Below are 17,048 nucleotides of genomic sequence, written 5' to 3'. Positions count from 1 at the left end.
GAGTTCACGGCAAGTGACGAGATAGTCAGAAATGACTGGAGTTATCGGAGTGGCTACCGAGGCGATAACGAAGGTGTAAAGATGTGCCCCGTGCTAGGTCACCTCGACGACATGGAGCACCGAATACAGGCGCTCTATGAGCAGTTCGGCGGGCCTTTGCTCCGCCACGTGCGCAAGACCACAGGAAACGACCTGCAGTGGGCCGAGGACGTCGTGCAGGAGACGATGGTCAGGGCCTGGCGTCATTCCGACCGGCTGCAGTGGGAGCCCGGTCTTGTCTGGGCGTGGCTGCTCACCGTGGCCCGCCGCATCGTGATCGACGGAAGGCGCCGGAGAAGCGCCCGGCCGCCCGAGGTCGAACCGCCCGAGGCGGACACCGTCGCCGTCTCCGACGGCTGCGATCGGGCGCTGTCGGCGATCGTGGTCGCCGACGCGCTGCGCGGCCTGTCGCGAGAACACCGTGAGGTCATCGAGCAGACTTATCTCAGGGATCGTACGATTAGTGAGGCGGCGGAGATTCTGGGGATCCCGCCGGGCACGGTCAAGTCCAGGCTCTATTACGGGATCAGGGCTCTGCGGGGGCTGCTGCGGGACAAGGGGGTTGCCGGCTGATGCATCCAGAGGTGGCGGCGTACGTGCTCGGAGTCCTTGACGAGGCGGACCTTCCGTCGTTCGAGCGCCACCTCGACTCGTGCGTGCGTTGTCAGGCCGAGCTGCGGGAGCTGCAGGAGGTTCCCGATCTGCTCGACAGTCTCAAGCTCCAGGCCACGGCGTCAGAGGACGACGACCCCCCGATACCGATGTCACGTTGACGTCTGTGGGCTTTTCGGGTGATATCGGGTACGTCCGGTCAACGAGGACCGGGCTTGTGGGGGAGGTGCCCGGTGGTGGGGACAGGAGCGATGCCTCCTGACCGGAGTTTCGGCGAGGAGGGCGCACGCCTGTCCTACGGCGGCTACCTCCGGCTCCCCAGCCTGCTCGAGCAGCAGCAACCCCAGTCGTCCGTGCCTGACGAGCTGCTGTTCATCACCGTCCACCAGGTCTACGAGCTGTGGTTCAAGCTGCTGCTCCACGAGCTGGAGGGCGCCAGGACGGCGATGACGGCGGGTGAGCTCTGGCATGCCAGACATCTGTTCAAGCGGGTTCACGCCGTCGAGCGTGTCCTCGTCGAGCAGGTGGAGGTCCTGGAGACGATGACCCCCCAGGACTTCCTCGAGTTCCGCTCGAAGCTGGCACCGGCCAGCGGCTTCCAGTCGGTCCAGTTCCGCGAGCTGGAGTTCCTGTCGGGAGTCAAGGATCCCCGGTTCCTCGAGCGGGTACGCGCCGGCGACGGCGAACTCGCCAGGCTGCGCAGGCGGCTGGAGGAGCCCACCCTGTGGGATGCTTATCTCACCGCCCTCTCCCAGCGCGGCCTCCCGGTCTCCGACGAGGAGGTCATGGCCTCGTTGCTGGTCGTGGCGAGGGACCGCCGGTCGTACGACGACCTGTGGCAACTGGCCGAGGATCTGCTCACCCATGACGAGACGTGCGCGCTGTGGCGCATGCGTCACGTCCAGATGGTCGAACGGCAGATCGGCACCAAGTCGGGCACTGGCGGCTCGACAGGCGCGCCGTACCTGCGGGAACGTACGCGCTTGCACTATTTTCCCCTGCTTTGGGAACTAAGAGGCTGGTTGTGACCAGCATCCGATATGGCGAACCCTCACAAAGGAGTGAGAGCGAAATGCCGCTCGACGAGGCCAAGGACGAGCTGCTCCAGAACGCCGCGCAGATCTGCGCGGCGGGCAGCGGAGACCACGGGAGCCCCGAGGAGGCTCTGGCCTACCTGCGCGTGTACTACCGGCACGTGGCGGCCGAGGACCTTCTCGACCGTGATCCTGTCGACATCTACGGCCCGGCGATGTCGCACCGGCAGCTTGCCGAGGTGCGACCGCAGGGCAGGGCGCTGGTGAGGGCCTACACGCCCTCCGTCGAGGAGAACGGGTGGGACCCCGGCCACTCCGTCGTCGAGGTGGTCACCGACGACATGCCGTTCCTCGTCGACTCGGTCACCATGGAGCTCGACCGGCACGACATCGGCGTCCACCTGGTGGTCCACCCGCAGCTGCGGGTCCGCCGCGACATGACCGGCCGCATCCTCACCCAGGAGCAGGAAGCCGTCACCGGCATGATGCTGGTCGAGTCGTGGATGCACATCGAGATCGACCGGCAGGCCGACCCCGCGGTGCTCAAGTCGCTCGAGACCGAGCTCCAGCGCGTGCTGTCCGACGTACGGCACGCCGTCGAGGACTTCCGCAAGATGCGGTCGGTCGCCGTGCAGACGGCCGAGGACCTGTCGATGAACCCGCCGCCGCTGGAGCCCGCGGAGGTCGAGGACAGCATCGACCTGCTGCGCTGGCTCGCCGACGGGCACTTCACCTTCCTGGGCTACCGCGAGTACCGGCTGGAGGCGTCCGAGCAGGGCGACGCGCTGCGCGCGGTGCCCGGCGCCGCCCTCGGTATCCTGCGCGACGACAAGCCCGGCTCCCAGAGCTTCTCCGCCCTGCCGCCCGAGGTGCGCGCCAAGGCCCGCGAGAAGCAGCTGATGATCATCACGAAGGCCAACTCCCGTGCCACCGTGCACCGGCCCGCCTACCTCGACTACGTCGGGGTCAAGGTCTTCTCGCCCGAGGGCGAGGTGATCGGCGAGCGCCGCTTCCTCGGCCTGTTCACCCACGTGGCCTACAACGAGTCGATCTCCAGGATCCCGGTCCTGCGGCGCAAGCTCGCCGAGGTGCTCGACAAGGCGGGGCTGACCCCCGAGAGCCACGACGGCAAGGACCTCATCGAGATCCTCGAGACCTATCCGCGCGACGAGCTGTTCCAGACGCCGGTGGACGAGCTGCTGCCGATCGCGCTCGGCGTGCTACGCCTGCGCGAGCGCAAGCAGGTCAAGCTGTTCATGCGGCGCGACGACTACGGCCGCTACATCTCGTGCATGGTCTTCCTGCCGCGTGACCGTTACACCACCAAGGTCAGGCTGCGGATGCAGGACGTCCTGCTCAAGGCGCTGGGCGGTTCGTCCCTCGACTACAGCGCCATGATCGGCGAGTCCGCGCTGGCCCGGCTGCACGTCGTCGTCCGCGGCGAGCGCGGCACGCCGCTGCCGCACTCCGGCGTGGACCTGGAGGAGCTGGAGTCCAGGCTCGCCGCGATCACCAGGTCCTGGGAGGACGACCTCGCCGCGGCCATCGGCGAGATGACCTCGGAGGAGGAGGCGCCGCGGCTCGTCAGGCGCTACCACGCCGCCTTCCCCGAGGGCTACAAGGCCGACTTCCCGCCGAAGATGGCCGTGGCCGACCTGCGCCGCCTGGAGGAACTGGCCGGCAAGCCCGACGACGAGATCGGCCTCAACCTGTACGAGCCCTTCGACGCGGGCGAGGGCGAGCGGCGGCTGAAGATCTACAAGCTCGGCGCGCCGATCTCCCTGTCCCACATGCTGCCGTTCATCCAGCGGCTCGGCGTCGAGGTGGTCGACGAGCGGCCGTACGAGATCGACCGCGACACCGACCCCGCCACCAAGAACGCCTGGATCTACGACTTCGGGCTGCGCTACACGCCGTCCCCGGACGTCGACCGCAACGACTTCAAGCGGCTGTTCCAGGACGCCCTGCGCGCGCTGTGGACCGGCGCCGTGCAGGCCGACAACTTCAACGCCCTCGTCCTGGCCGGCGGCCTGACCTGGGAGCAGGTGGAGATCCTGCGGGTCTACGCCAAGTACCTGCGCCAGGCAGGCAGCACCTTCAGCCAGCGCTACATGGAGCGCGTGCTGGTCAACAACGTACGGCTGGCGCGGCTGCTGGTGCGGCTGTTCGAGGCCAGGCTCGACCCCAAGCGCTCCGACGACGTGCGGGCCGACCTCAGCGCGGCGCTGGACGAGGAGATCCTGGGCGCGCTCGACGAGGTCGCCTCGCTCGACGAGGACCGGATCCTGCGGGCCTACCTGGAGATGATCCAGGCGACGCTGCGGACCAACTACTACCAGCGCACGCCCGACGGGCAGCGCAAGCCGTACATCTCGCTGAAGGTCGACCCGCAGGCGATCAGCGTGCTGCCGTTGCCGCGCCCGCGCTACGAGATCTTCGTCTACTCGCCGCGTGTCGAGGGCGTCCACCTGCGCTTCGGCAAGGTCGCCCGCGGCGGCCTGCGCTGGTCCGACCGCATGGAGGACTTCCGCACCGAGATCCTCGGCCTGGTCAAGGCGCAGATGGTCAAGAACACCGTCATCGTGCCCACGGGCTCGAAGGGCGGCTTCGTCGTCAAGCGCCCGCCGGCCTCCGGCAAGCGCGAAGAGGTCATGGCCGAGGGCATCGCCTGCTACCGGATGTTCATCTCCGGCCTGCTCGACCTCACCGACAACCTGGTCGACGGCAAGGTCGTGCCGCCCGCCGACGTCGTACGGCACGACGGCGACGACCCCTACCTGGTCGTCGCGGCGGACAAGGGCACGGCGACGTTCTCCGACATCGCCAACAGCGTCTCGGCCGAGTACGGGTTCTGGCTGGGCGACGCCTTCGCCTCCGGCGGCTCCATCGGCTACGACCACAAGGCCATGGGCATCACCGCGCGTGGCGCGTGGGAGTCGGTGAAGTACCACTTCAGCACCACCGGCGTCGACATCCAGAGCACCGACTTCACCGTGGCCGGCATCGGCGACATGTCGGGCGACGTGTTCGGCAACGGCATGCTGCTCTCGCAGCACATCCGCCTCGTGGCCGCCTTCGACCACCGCCACATCTTCGTCGACCCCGACCCGGACGCCGCCCGTTCCTTCGCCGAGCGGCAGCGCCTGTTCGAGCTGCCGCGCAGCTCGTGGGCCGACTACGACCCCGAGCTGATCGCGGCCGGCGGCGGGGTCTTCCCGCGTACCGCCAAGTCGATCCAGATCACCCCGCAGATGCGGGACGCGCTGGACATCCCGTCCGACGCGATCTCCATGACGCCGAACGACCTCATCAGCGCGATCCTGCGGGCCCCCGTCGACCTGCTGTGGAACGGCGGGATCGGCACCTACGTCAAGGCGTCGTCCGAGTCGAACGCCGACGTCGGCGACAAGGCCAACGACTCGCTGCGCGTCAACGCGAACGACCTGCGCTGCAAGGTGATCGGCGAGGGCGGCAACCTGGGCTTCACCCAGCTCGGCCGCATCGAGTTCGCCCTGAACGGCGGGCTGGTCAACACCGACTTCATCGACAACTCGGCGGGCGTCGACACCTCCGACCACGAGGTCAACATCAAGATCCTGCTCGACCAGGTGGTGCGCGACGGCGAGCTCACCGACAAGCAGCGCAACCAGGTCTTCACCTCGATGACCGAGGAGGTCGCGGGCCTCGTCCTGCGTGACAACTACGCGCAGAACGTCGTCCTCGCCGCCGCCCGCGCCCAGGCGCCGGAGATGCTCCACATCCACGCCCGCTACCTGCGCCGCCTGGAGCGCGACGGGCTGGTCAACAGGGAGCTGGAGTTCCTGCCGTCGGACAAGACGCTCGCCGAGCGCCGCCAGCAGGGCATCGGGCTCACCGCGCCCGAGTTCTCCGTCCTGCTCGCCTACACCAAGCTGGTCGCCGACGCCGAGCTGCTCGGCACCGACCTGCCCGACGACCCGTACCTGGCCTCGTGGCTGGTGTCGTACTTCCCGTCCGCCCTGCGCGAGCGCTTCCGCAGCTACATGGACGCCCATCCGCTGCGCCGCGAGATCATCACCACCTGCGTGGTGAACGAGCTCGTCAACTCGGCCGGCACCACGTTCATGTTCCGCTTCGGTGAGGAGACCGGCGCCTCCACCCAGGACATCGTCCGCGCCTACCTGGTGACCAGGGAGGTCTTCGACCTGGCCAGCTTCCAGCGCGGCGTCGAGGCGCTGGACAACAGGGTCGACACCCGTACCCAGCTGGCCATGCTTCTGGAGGCGCGCAAGCTCGCCGAGCGCGGCACCCGCTGGCTGCTCAGCAACCGGCGTCCGCCGCTCGACCTGGCGGCCTCGGTGAACTTCTTCGTCAAGGGCGTCGACGGCCTGCTCACCCACCTGCCGAAGCTCCTGACCGGGCCCGACCTGCTGGCCTACGAGGAGCGCCGCGACAGCTTCGTGGCCCGCGGCGTCCCGCTGGAGCTGGCCGAGAGGGTGGCGGCCATGGTGCCGGCCTACTCCACCTTCGATCTGGTCGAGATCTCCTCGCTGACGGGCCGCCCCGTCAACGAGGTCGCCGAGGTCTACTTCGACCTGGCCGACCGGCTCCAGCTGGCCCGCCTGCGCGAGCGCGTCATCGCACTGCCCCGGGACAACCGGTGGAACTCGATGGCCCGCTCGGCGCTGCGCGACGACCTGTACGCCGCGCACGCCTCCCTCACCCACGACGTCCTGGCGCACAGCACGCCGGGATCGTCGCCCGAGGAGCGGCTGGCCGCCTGGACCGAGGTGAACTCGGCGGCGGTCTCCCGGGCCAAGCAGACGCTGTCCGAGATCTGGGAGAGCGACAACTTCGACCTGGCGACGCTGTCGGTGGCGCTGCGAGCGGTCCGCACGCTGGTGGCCACGAGCAGCCTGCCGCCGCACGCCGAGCCGGAGTCCTGACGGGCTGCGGTCATGTGCCCGGGGCGCGTACCCGCGTCCCGGGCTGCTGCCGGCCGGGCCGTACGGGGTCGGGGACGTGTCCGGTCGGCGCTGTGGTCAGGGGTGCGCCGGGGGCCGACGTTCGGCCCTCAGCTCGGCCAGCACGCGGGCCAGCTCGTCGCGCTCCCGCGTGACCTCGATGAGCCTGAGCTGCAGGTCGAGGATGAGGCGTATGGCCGGCAGCGTCATCCCCTGGTCCATCATCACCACGACCTGCTGGATGCGGCCGATCTCATGGCGGCTGTAGCGGCGTTGCCCGCCGGCCGAGCGCTGGGGCGAGACCACCTGGTGGTCGTCGATGCGGCGCAGGAACGCCTGTTGCACCTGGAGCATCGAGGCGACCTGACCCACCGTGAACAGCGCCGCGTGCTCGTCGTCGAAGGGCAGGTTCATGGTCGTTCCTCCTGGTGCCGACTGGCCGCGGGCAAAGACGGGCGGCCCCGCCGCGGTGCCGTTCACCGCGACGGGGCCGCGCCCGCTCCGTCCCGTGTGTCAGCTCTTGATCGCTTTGTAGGTGTCGCCAGTCTGCTGGACGGCGACCTTGCGCGGCTTGGCGCGCTCGAGCACCGGGATCCGGACGGCCAGCACGCCGTTGTTGTAGGCGGCTTCGACGGTCTCGGCGTCGAGGTGCTCCGACAGGTAGACGCGCCGGGTGAAGGTGCCCATCACCCGCTCGCGGACGAAGACGCGCTCGTCCTCACCGAACTCCTCCTCGCGTCGCGCGGTCACCGTCAGGACGCCGCGGTCGACGGTGACCTCGATGGAGTCGGGATCGATGCCGGGCAGGTCGAACCGCAGCACCACATCGTCGGCGCGGCGGATCCCGTCCATCGGCATGATCGCACCACTGCCCTGGGCGGTCTGGCGGGTCAGGCGGTCGAACTGGCGCTCGAACTCCTGCACGAACGGGTCGATCGACGTGAGCAGCATCGTGTCCACCTCCGAAGATCGCCGGGGCCTCCTGGTCACCCGGGATGCCTGTCCTCCAAGAGGAAACCTACAACTCTGATTGTAGCCTTTCTCCACGTGCCGTTGTCAATAATGGGGCGTTCGGCCGCCGTCGAAAAGGACATGAGCGCGACCGGGCGCCCCGATAGCCTGGCGGGCGTGGACCACACTCTCGTGACCGATCGCCTCATCCTGACCCCGGTGCGCCCCCAGGAGCACGCGGAGCTGCTCGTCCACTGGACCGACCCGGACGTGCGGCGGTTCCTGTTCGACGGGGCCGTCCTGTCCCCGGCCGAGGTCACCGAGGTCATCGAGGAGAGCGTCCGCGGCTTCGCCACCGACGGGTACGGCCTGTGGCTGGTGCGGGAGAAGGGCGGGACCGATCTGGTGGGTACGGCAGGGCTCCGGCCGCTGGAGGACCTCGGCCCCGAGATCGTCTACAGCCTGGCGCCCGGCGCCTGGGGCAAGGGTTACGCCACCGAGGCGGCCCGCGCCGTCGTCGAGCACGCGCTCGGCGACCTCGGCCTTCCCGAGGTGCTGGCGGAGATCGACGAGGGCAACGCCGCCTCCGTCGCGGTCGTCGAACGGCTCGGCATGACCGCCTTCGAGTCGGTGCCCGGCCTGCTCGGCCCGATGACGCGCTACCGCAGGACCCCCTGACCCGCGCCCATCCCCGGAGTCGAATACGGGTTTGCCGGTGTCCGGCTCACCGTGCTGTCATGACAGGCTGTGACAGCGCTTCGCGCCCTCGTGCGCCCCGACGACTACCCGCTCTCTTCCCGCTACGACCCCGCATGGCTGGTCGGCCTGGACATGGGCCCCAACCCGCTGTGGCTGCTCGAGGACCTGTCCCGCGACCTCGACCTCAAGCCCGGCATGCGGGTCCTGGACCTCGGGTCGGGGATGGGCGCGACCTCGGTGTTCCTCGCCCGCGAGTTCGGCGTGGACGTCGTGGCCGCCGACCTGTGGATCGCCCCGGAGAAGGCCGAGGCCGTCTTCGCCGAGGCGGGCGTGGCCGGCCAGGTGAATGCGGTCGGGGCGGAGGCGCACGCGCTGCCGTTCGAGAAGGAGTCCTTCGACGCGGTCGTGAGCATCGACGCCTACGAGTACTTCGGCACCGCCGACAGCTACCTGGCCTACATCACCCGCTTCCTCAAACCCGGCGGCCGGCTGGGGATCGCCACCCCCGGCATGACCCGCGAGGTCCGAGACATGGGCGCCATCCCGCCGCACATCAAGGAGCTGGTCGGATGGGAGGCCATCGCCTGGCACACCGCCGAGTGGTGGCGCTTCCAGTGGGAGATCACCGAGCTGGTCACCGTGACCTCGGCGCGCCTGCAGCCCGGCGGCTGGCACGACTGGCTGCTGTGGACACGCGCCTGCCTGGAGCACGGCGCCACCGACAGGGACGCCGCGGAGCGGACCATCGCGATGCTGGAGGCCGACCAGGGCAGGTATCTGTCCTTCGCCCTGGTGACGGCGGTCGTCACCCGTTGACCGTGGCGACGGCGCGGACGAGCTCAGCTGCCGGTGGCCCGCGTGATCGCGCCGTCGTAGCCCACCACCGTGGCCGCGGCGGCGCGCGGCACCACGGCGACGTACTGCTGCGTCTCGTAGATCTTCAGGGTCTGCCGGTAGGAGCCGGTCAGCGCCCACCGTCCCGAAGGCGGGACGGGCAGGTACGGGCTGACGAACAGCATGTTGTTCATCGACGTCGTGCGTAGCAGGGAGTACTGGACCAGCGCGCCGCCGTCGGCGGTCCGCAGCGCGTAGACGGGGTACTCGGCCGCGCTGAAGATCGAGTCGTAGCGGAACCCGTCGGTCTTGGCCGTCCTCCGGTTGTCGGCGATCGCCGTCGCGGTCTCGGTCGTGTAGGGGCCGGGCGCGACGAGGTTGGCGGCGATGCCCGCCGGGCCGCGTTCGGCGATGGTGGCGTGGAGCGGGGCGACGTATCGCGGGCTGATCTGGACGCTCTGGTCGTCGAGACCGACGACCTCGGCGTAGCCGGCCGCGTCGCGCTTGACCTCGGGCAGCTTCTGCCCGGGGAACAGCAGCGACAGCGAGCTCAGCCGCCAGTCGGTGCCCTTGGCGAAGGTGAGCACGGCGGTCTGGTCACCGCGCGGGACGACGGCGGTGAACCACAACGGCTCGTCGGGACGCAGCCGGGGCACGAGGAAGGACGGCGTGCCCCAGGTGTAGCGGACCGGACTGTCGCGGGTGGAGGCGTACTCGGCGTTGACCAGATCGGTGCGGCCGTCGCGGGTGATCTCCCTGGCCAGACGCCTGTCGCCGGCGGCGCGCAGCAGGCTGTCGGTGAGGACGTACTCGTTGAAGGCGTTGGCCGCCTCGCTCAGCGACACGCCGGGAGCGGTGGTGGGAACGGCGCTGACGGACGAGGTGGCCGCCACCGGCGAGGGCTCGGGAGCGGCAGAGCCGGAACAGCCCGTCACCGCGGCCAGCAGGCCGACGGCGAGAGCCGGCCATCCCCGCCACCCGTATGCACGCACCTGGCCATGTTATGGGGTGCGCACAGGTCGCGTACCCTTGGTAGACGTGGCAGACATCGATCCGGCAGAAGAGATCAACGCGCTCGCGGGCACGCTGCGGAGCATTCAGGACGTTCTCGACCTCGACTCCATGCGCAAGCAGATCGAGGAGCTGGAGCAGCAGGTCGCCGCGCCCGATCTGTGGGACGACCCTGAGCAGGCGCAGAAGGTCACCAGCAAGCTGTCCCACCTGCAGGGCGAGCTCAACCGCGTCGAGGCGCTCGGCCGCAGGATCGACGACCTGAGCGTCCTGTTCGAGCTGGCCGCCGAGGAGGACGACGCCGACACCAGGGCCGAGGCCGACAAGGAGCTGGCCGCGCTGCGCTCCGACATCGGCGCGATGGAGGTCCGCACGCTGCTGTCGGGCGAGTACGACGCGCGTGAGGCGCTCGTGACCATCAACTCGCAGGCGGGCGGCGTCGACGCGGCCGACTGGGCGGAGATGCTGCTGCGCATGTACCTGCGCTGGGCCGAGCGCAAGGGCTACGCCACGGAGGTCTACGACACCTCCTACGCCGAGGAGGCGGGCATCAAGTCGGCGACGTTCACCGTCAAGTCGCCCTACGCCTACGGCACGCTGCGCGGCGAGCACGGCACCCACCGCCTGGTCCGCATCAGCCCCTTCGACAACCAGGGCCGCCGCCAGACCTCGTTCGCCGGCGTCGACATCGTGCCCGTCGTCGAGCAGACCGACCACATCGAGATCAACGAGGACGACCTGCGCGTCGACGTCTACCGCTCCAGCGGTCCCGGCGGCCAGGGCGTCAACACCACCGACTCCGCGGTGCGCATCACCCACATCCCGACGGGGATCGTGGTCTCCTGCCAGAACGAGCGCTCCCAGTTGCAGAACCGCGCCTCGGCGATGAACGTGCTGCAGGCCAAGCTGCTCGAGCGCAAGCGGCAGGAGGAGGCGGAGAAGATGTCGGAGCTGCGCGGCGCCTCGACGACGTCGTGGGGCACCCAGATCCGCAACTACGTGCTGCACCCGTACCAGATCGTGAAGGACCTGCGCACGGGTCACGAGGCGGGCAACCCGTCGGCGGTGCTCGACGGCGACCTCGACGACTTCATCGAGAGCGAGATCCGCTGGATGCGCCGCCAGGAGACCGCGGAAGCCTAGCCGCCCGCGTTCCCGTGGCTGCGTCTTCACGGCACGCACGGGAGGGCGCCCCCGTGGTCACCGGCAGGCGCCCGTCCAAGGGACGCTCCTCGAGCGGCGCCCCATCCCGCCGTCACGGCGCCCCCCAACAGGTGTCGATCCTCACGGGCGTCGATCCTCACGCGCGTCACTTCACGTCCGTCGATCCACACGCGTGTCTGCTCACGTCCGTCGATTCCCACGCGTGTCTGCTCACGGGCGTCGATTCCCACGCGTGTCTGCTCACGGGCGTCGATTCCCACGCGTGTCTGCTCACGGGCGTCGATCCCCACGCGTGTCGCCTCACATTCGTCGCCACGTGGGCCGAACTCAGGCGCGCGACTCGCTCGGACGGGGGCGCGTGGCGAGGGACGCGGCGCCTGCCTTCGTCCCGCCCAGCCGCCTCGGAGCCGTGCGGGCGCGAGTGCATGGGTGGCGGGTGCGTGGCGGTGGCGTACGGGCCCGGCGGCTCGCGGGCCGGCGCTGTGCCGGCACGGTCGCGGTGAGGCCCGGTAGAGCCGTCTCAGGCGTGGCGAAGGGGTCGTGCGAAGCGTGGCGAAGGGGTCGTGCGGAAGCCTGGCGCGTCCGCGCATGCGTCGGGCGGTGCCGCGTGCCGGGGCGGCCTGCCGTACCGGAGGGTCAGCCGACCACGTGCTGGAGCGCGAGCGCGAGGAACAACAGGGTCAGCAGGGCGATGAGGATCAGCATCGGAGAGATCCCGTGCTGGTGCATGCGCTCACGATTGGCGCGGCACAGCGCGCAGCGTCCCTCGATGACGGGGTGCGCGCACTGGGCGCAGACGAGGTGTTCGCAACTCATGTCACCATCCACTGTAGACGGTTCTCAGGCAACGAAATCGTTTTGTTTCCGTTATGGACGTTCCATGCCAGTCTTCCCCCTAGACTGTCCTGCAGCCAAGCGGAACGTCGATCATCAGTAAAGACGGGCGTCCCCGCTGGCGGGCGGCAGGAAGTGGGTATGTGCCACCCTCGCTTCCGTCCCGACCCCTAGACTGGCACGTCGTGATGCGCTCGTGATCCATTTCGAAAATGTGACCAAGGTCTACGCGAACCAGAACAGGCCCGCTCTCGACCACGTGTCTGTAGACGTGGACAAGGGCGAGTTCGTGTTCCTCGTCGGTCCCTCGGGATCCGGGAAGTCCACCTTCCTGCGGCTGATCCTCAAGGAGGAGAAGCCCAACTCCGGTGCCATCCATGTCGCCGGGAAGGATCTCGCGAGGCTGTCCAACTTCAAGGTGCCGCACCTGCGCCGCCGTATCGGCTGCGTCTTTCAGGACTTCCGGCTGCTCCCGAACAAGAACGTCTACGAGAACGTGGCGTTCGCGCTCGAGGTCATCGGCAAGCCGCGGCGGTTCATCCGCAAGGTGGTGCCCGAGGTGATCGAGCTGGTCGGTCTGGAGGGCAAGGCGCACCGCATGCCCGACGAGCTGTCCGGTGGCGAGCAGCAGCGGGTCGCGATGGCTCGCGCGTTCGTCAACCGGCCCATGATCCTGCTCGCCGACGAGCCGACGGGCAACATCGACCCCGCCACGAGCATCGGCATCATGAAGGTGCTCGACCGGATCAACAGGACCGGCACTACTGTCGTCATGGCGACGCACGACGCCGCCATCGTCGACTCCATGCGGAAGCGGGTCGTGGAGCTGGAGGACGGCAAGATCGTCCGCGACCAGTCGCGTGGCGTCTACGGCCAGGCGTACTGACAGGAGTTATAGGCAGAACATGCGGGCGAACTTCATCCTCTCCGAGGTCTGGATCGGCCTCCGTCGCAACCTGACCATGACAATCGCGGTGATCGTCACCGTGGCTGTCGCCATGGCGCTGCTAGGCGTCGGGTTGATGATCAGCGCGCAGGTCTCCCTGATGAAGGACTACTGGTTCGACAAGGTCGAGATCTCGGTCTACCTGTGCAAGAAGGACTCTCCCTTCCCCAACTGCAAGGCGTCGCCGAAGGGTGTCAGCGCGGCCGAGCGTGAGCAGTTGCAGCAGCAACTGAAGGCGCTGCCCGACGTGCAGGAGGTCACCTACGAGACCCAGAAGATGGCCTTCGACAACTTCAAGCGGACCCAGTCGGCCTCGTCGATCCTGGCGCAGGTCGTCGACGTCAACGACATGCCCGAGTCGCTGCGGGTCAAGCTGAAGGATCCCGAGAAGTACCAGCCGGTGATCGCCGCCGCGCAGGGGATGAAGGGCATCTCGACGGTCGTCGACCAGCGGGCCCAGCTCGAGAGCTTCTTCGGGATGCTCGAGAAGCTCCGCTACGCCGCGCTGGCGGTGGCGCTGATCCTGGTGCTCGCGGCGATCCTGCTGATCGGCAACACGGTGCGGCTGTCGGCGTTCAACCGGCGCAGGGAGACGGGCATCATGCGGCTGGTCGGCGCCTCCAACATCTACATCCAGCTGCCGTTCGTGATGGAAGGCATGATCGCGGGCCTGGTCGGCGGCGTGGTGGCGGCCGTCATGCTGATCGTGGCGAAGGTCTTCCTGTTCGAGGGGACGACCTCGGCGTTCGCCGCCAACAGCCAGCTCGGCTGGAACGACGTGGCGTGGGTCATCACGCTCACGATGATCATCGGCGTGGTGATCTGTGTGCTCGCGTCCTTCGTAACGCTTCGCCGTTACCTGAGGGTCTGACGAACCCAGGTAAGGTCGAAGCATGCCACGTGAGACCGGGCGCAAGCTCATCGCCCAGAACAAGCGTGCCCGCCACGACTACCACGTCGAGGACACCTTCGAGGCGGGTCTGGTGCTGCAGGGCACCGAGGTCAAGTCGCTGCGCGCGGGCAAGGCGTCGCTCATCGACGGCTACGCCTCCATCGACGACGGCGAGGCGTGGCTGCTCAACGTCCACATCCCCGAGTACTCCCAGGGGACGTGGACCAACCACGCGGCCCGCCGTAAGCGCAAGCTGCTGCTCAACCGCAAGGAGATCGACAAGCTCGCCGCCAAGGTCAAGGAGGGCGGGCTGACGATCGTGCCGCTGTCGCTGTACTTCAAGGACGGCAGAGCCAAGATCGAGATCGGGCTCGCGCGCGGCAAGAAGGACTGGGACAAGCGCCAGACCTTGAAGGAACAGCAGGACAAGCGGGAGATGGCCCGGGCGATCCGCCAGCGCAACCGATGAGACCTCAGGTTCGCAGAGTCCTGGCCGCGGCTGTCACGATGGCGGTCGCGAGCACGACGCTGACCGGGTGCTTCGAGGAGCCCTCGGCGCACGAGGCCGTGCGTGACTTCCTCGTCGGCTGGCAGTCGGGCGACTACGCGCTGGCGGCCGGCCGTACCGACGGTGACCCCAAGGTGGTCGCCAAGGCGCTGGAGGACACCCGCGTCCACCTCGACGCGGCCTCCTTCCGGTTCAAGATCAAGAACTTGACCCAGAACGGCGAGGAGTCCACGGCCGACTTCACCGCCGAGGTCGACCTGGGCGAGAACAACTCGCTGTGGGAGTACACCAGCCGGCTGCCGCTGCACCTGGTCGACGGTGTGTGGAAGGTGCGCTGGTCGCCCAGTGTCATCCATCCGCAGCTGCACGAGGGGCAGCGGTTCGCGGTCAAGCCGGAGCCGGAGTCGCGCCGTTCGGTGCTCGACCGCACCGGCGACCCGCTGCAGAAGAACGCGACGCTGTACGTCGCGGGGGTGACGCCCGCCACGCTGGGTGACAACGCGGAGAAGGTCGGCGAGCAGCTCGCCAAGCTCACCGGGTTCGCCCAGGACCGGCTGCTGAGCCGGATCAGGTCGGCGCCGCCGAGCGACTTCGTGCCGCTGGTGCACTTCGGCCGGGTGAAGTACCTCCAGCTCCAGTCGAAGCTGGAGGCCATCCCCGGCGTGACCATCGACGAGCAGGAGATGCCGGTCGCGCCGGCGCCGCCCGAGCAGGTCGTCGGCATCGTGAGCGCGCTGACCGCCGAGACCGAGCAGAAGCTGGGCGGCCCCCAGCGGGCGGGTGACTCGGTCGGCCTGACCGGGCTGCAGAAGGCCTACCAGGACCACCTGACCGGCTCCACGCAAACGTCGGTGATCACGCTCGATCTCAAGACGGGCGAGCAGGTCGCCGAGCTGAAGAAGTGGCCGGGCCGGCCGAACGCCCCGGTCGAGACCACGATCGACAGCTCGGTCCAGGGGGCGGCCGAGACGGCGCTGGCCGGCACCAGGTCGGCGGCCCTGGTCGCGGTCAAGGCCTCCACCGGCGAGGTGCTGGCGGTGAGCGCCTCCTCCAACCTCAACGAGGAGAAGGACGCGCTGGCCGGCAAGTACCCGGCGGGCACGGCCTTCTCGATCATCGCGGCGCAGGCGCTGCTGAAGAAGGGTGTCAAGCCGAGCCAGCGGCTCGCCTGTCCCGCCGAGCGCACGGTCGGCGGGGCCAGGTTCGAGCAGGCGGGGCTGGCTGCCACCACCACGCAGAACTTCCAGTCGAGCTTCGCCAGGAGCTGCGTCACGGCGCTCGCCTCGCTCGCGCGCCGGGTCACCGACGCCGACCTGGCCAAGGCCGCGTCCGACTTCGGCATCGGCAAGCCGTGGAAGCTGCCGCTGAAGTCGTTCAGCGGCAAGATGGCCAAGCTCGACTCCGACGCCGACAAGGCGAAGGCCATCGCGGGGCAGAACGTCGAGGTGAGCCCGCTGGCGATGGCGCTGGTCGCGGGGGCCGTCGCGAAGGGCACCTGGCATCCGCCGCTGCTGGTGGTCAAGCCGGCCACGCCCGACCCGGCCGCCGAGGTGCTGCCCGCCACGCCGCCGTCCAGCGTGGCGATCGACCCGAAGACGCTGCCGGCGCTGCAGGCGATGATGCGGGCCGGGGTCACCTCGGGTACGGCGACCGCCGCGGCCACCGGCGGCGAGCCGGTCGCGGGCATCACCGCCCCCGTCACCGGCAAGGACGAGAAGCAGGCGTGGTTCGTGGGGTGGCAGGGCGATGTCGCCGTGGCCGTCCTGGCCGAGAACGCCGACCCGGCCGCCTACGCGGGCCGCTTCTTCTCGGCGATGCGCGACCCTGCGTAAAGACTTCGTCACACAGAGCAACCATTGGTGGGTCCGGCTGCGTCTTCCTGAGTGACCAGGCCTGATCGGGGGGTTGCGGACCTGGTCGTCGCGATGAGAAGGACTTCATCTCGGGGGAAGTCCTGCCGTCCGGACCGGCGCTACCCTGCCGGTCACCCCCGGGGGTGTCTCGCATTGTGCGCGCCTCCGGGGGTTCGCCCGGGAATTGGGTTGGCGTTCGCCGTGTTGTCACATGTATCTTCATGTTGCACGGCCGTTCGCGGCCGTGTTGACAACTGAACAGGGGGGTGATCGGTTTCGACTTTGACCTTGCAAGTCAGGAGAAGCGGGCCGAGGACTGCGGACATAACCTCGTTAATCCTGTGACCGCAACCAACAAGTGCCAACTCTAAGCGCACTGAGGTCAGCCAGGGTTCCCTGGCTCTCGCTGCCTAAGTAGCGAAACCTCTGTCAGCCCGGGCATGCCTTCGGCTCGGGATCTGGCATCGTGAGAAGGCTCAACCGCTCGACCCGGCCACGGGGGAGAGCGGGAAACCAAACAGTGGCTGAGCCTGTCGGCGACGCGCCTGCGTGAGCGCCGGGGCTAAGAAAACGTTAAGCAGGCTGCGCCCGGAGAAGCCCTGCCTTGGGGTTGAAGGACGCGGGTTCGATTCCCGCCACCTCCACCGATCTGGCGTCACGCGGCCACGGCTCTCGGAGAGTCGTGGCGAGTGACGCGCTGCTGAGCGACGGCGGTGTCCATGTGGACA

15 protein-coding genes and 1 other RNA gene are annotated in these 17,048 nt (G+C 68.8%); 12 read left to right on the top strand and 4 right to left on the bottom strand.

Translation table 11 applies throughout. The features are described 5' to 3' along the window. Nucleotides 1-81: 81 nt before the first annotated feature. The 4 genes from ACWEVS_RS00410 (at nt 82) to ACWEVS_RS00395 (ending at nt 6,610) form a co-directional block, all read left to right on the top strand. Nucleotides 82-612, top strand: a complete 531-nt coding sequence (locus ACWEVS_RS00410) for a sigma-70 family RNA polymerase sigma factor (RefSeq protein ID WP_354911232.1) — start codon at nt 82-84, stop codon at nt 610-612. After that, nucleotides 612-812 (top strand): zf-HC2 domain-containing protein, encoded by a 201-nt coding sequence (locus ACWEVS_RS00405; RefSeq protein WP_452549252.1) that lies wholly within the window; start codon nt 612-614, stop codon nt 810-812. Before ACWEVS_RS00410 ends, ACWEVS_RS00405 begins: the two co-directional genes overlap by 1 nt. Before the next feature lie 90 nt (nt 813-902). Continuing rightward, nucleotides 903-1,679 (top strand): tryptophan 2,3-dioxygenase, encoded by a 777-nt coding sequence (locus ACWEVS_RS00400; protein WP_449920530.1) that lies wholly within the window; start codon nt 903-905, stop codon nt 1,677-1,679. A gap of 44 nt (nt 1,680-1,723) precedes the next feature. Then, nucleotides 1,724-6,610, top strand: a complete 4,887-nt coding sequence (locus ACWEVS_RS00395; RefSeq protein ID WP_354911239.1) for an NAD-glutamate dehydrogenase — start codon at nt 1,724-1,726, stop codon at nt 6,608-6,610. Nucleotides 6,611-6,706: 96 nt separating this feature from the next. Here the strand turns inward: ACWEVS_RS00395 and ACWEVS_RS00390 are convergent, their stop codons facing one another. Then, nucleotides 6,707-7,042 carry a MerR family transcriptional regulator gene (locus ACWEVS_RS00390; protein WP_354911241.1) on the bottom strand — a complete coding sequence of 112 codons (336 nt, stop codon included), beginning with the start codon at nt 7,040-7,042 and terminating at the stop codon, nt 6,707-6,709. Nucleotides 7,043-7,141: 99 nt separating this feature from the next. Continuing rightward, nucleotides 7,142-7,579 (bottom strand): Hsp20/alpha crystallin family protein, encoded by a 438-nt coding sequence (locus tag ACWEVS_RS00385; RefSeq protein ID WP_354911244.1) that lies wholly within the window; start codon nt 7,577-7,579, stop codon nt 7,142-7,144. 177 nt (nt 7,580-7,756) lie between these two features. On the opposite strand from ACWEVS_RS00385, the gene ACWEVS_RS00380 reads away from it, so the two are divergent. Together ACWEVS_RS00380 and ACWEVS_RS00375 are read left to right on the top strand one after the other, a co-directional pair. Further along, nucleotides 7,757-8,257: a GNAT family N-acetyltransferase gene (locus ACWEVS_RS00380; RefSeq protein ID WP_452549249.1), complete on the top strand. Its 501-nt coding sequence runs from the start codon at nt 7,757-7,759 to the stop codon at nt 8,255-8,257. Nucleotides 8,258-8,326: 69 nt separating this feature from the next. Next, complete coding sequence (locus ACWEVS_RS00375; RefSeq protein WP_452549247.1) at nt 8,327-9,094, top strand: SAM-dependent methyltransferase; 768 nt, start codon at nt 8,327-8,329, stop codon at nt 9,092-9,094. A gap of 23 nt (nt 9,095-9,117) precedes the next feature. Here the strand turns inward: ACWEVS_RS00375 and ACWEVS_RS00370 are convergent, their stop codons facing one another. Next, entirely contained in the window at nt 9,118-10,104 is a 987-nt protein-coding gene (locus tag ACWEVS_RS00370; protein ID WP_452417032.1) for a hypothetical protein, read from the bottom strand. 46 nt (nt 10,105-10,150) lie between these two features. Between ACWEVS_RS00370 and prfB the strand changes: the two genes are divergently transcribed. Next, nucleotides 10,151-11,266: a peptide chain release factor 2 gene (gene prfB, locus ACWEVS_RS00365; RefSeq protein ID WP_354911253.1), complete on the top strand. Its 1,116-nt coding sequence runs from the start codon at nt 10,151-10,153 to the stop codon at nt 11,264-11,266. Nucleotides 11,267-11,923: 657 nt separating this feature from the next. On the opposite strand, the gene ACWEVS_RS00360 is transcribed toward prfB, so the two are convergent. Then, nucleotides 11,924-12,103: a hypothetical protein gene (locus tag ACWEVS_RS00360; RefSeq protein WP_354911255.1), complete on the bottom strand. Its 180-nt coding sequence runs from the start codon at nt 12,101-12,103 to the stop codon at nt 11,924-11,926. 214 nt (nt 12,104-12,317) lie between these two features. Here ACWEVS_RS00360 and ftsE point away from each other — a divergent pair, with 214 nt between their 5' ends. From ftsE to ssrA, 5 genes are all read left to right on the top strand, one after another. Further along, nucleotides 12,318-13,007, top strand: coding sequence for a cell division ATP-binding protein FtsE (gene ftsE, locus ACWEVS_RS00355; RefSeq protein ID WP_354911258.1), 690 nt, complete (start codon nt 12,318-12,320; stop codon nt 13,005-13,007). A 19-nt stretch (nt 13,008-13,026) separates the two neighbouring features. Next, nucleotides 13,027-13,938, top strand: coding sequence for a permease-like cell division protein FtsX (gene ftsX / locus ACWEVS_RS00350; protein ID WP_354911261.1), 912 nt, complete (start codon nt 13,027-13,029; stop codon nt 13,936-13,938). Nucleotides 13,939-13,960: 22 nt separating this feature from the next. Then, nucleotides 13,961-14,428, top strand: a complete 468-nt coding sequence (smpB, locus tag ACWEVS_RS00345; protein WP_354911263.1) for an SsrA-binding protein SmpB — start codon at nt 13,961-13,963, stop codon at nt 14,426-14,428. 38 nt (nt 14,429-14,466) lie between these two features. Then, the gene (locus tag ACWEVS_RS00340) at nt 14,467-16,299 is read left to right on the top strand and encodes a penicillin-binding transpeptidase domain-containing protein (RefSeq protein WP_452549245.1); all 1,833 of its coding nucleotides are present in this window, start codon (nt 14,467-14,469) and stop codon (nt 16,297-16,299) included. Nucleotides 16,300-16,582: 283 nt separating this feature from the next. Continuing rightward, nucleotides 16,583-16,967, top strand: a transfer-messenger RNA (tmRNA) gene (gene ssrA, locus ACWEVS_RS00335). Nucleotides 16,968-17,048 lie beyond the last annotated feature (81 nt).

It is taken from the genome of Nonomuraea sp. NPDC003754 (assembly GCF_053605785.1).
This window is presented reverse-complemented; position numbering and strand designations above follow the sequence as displayed.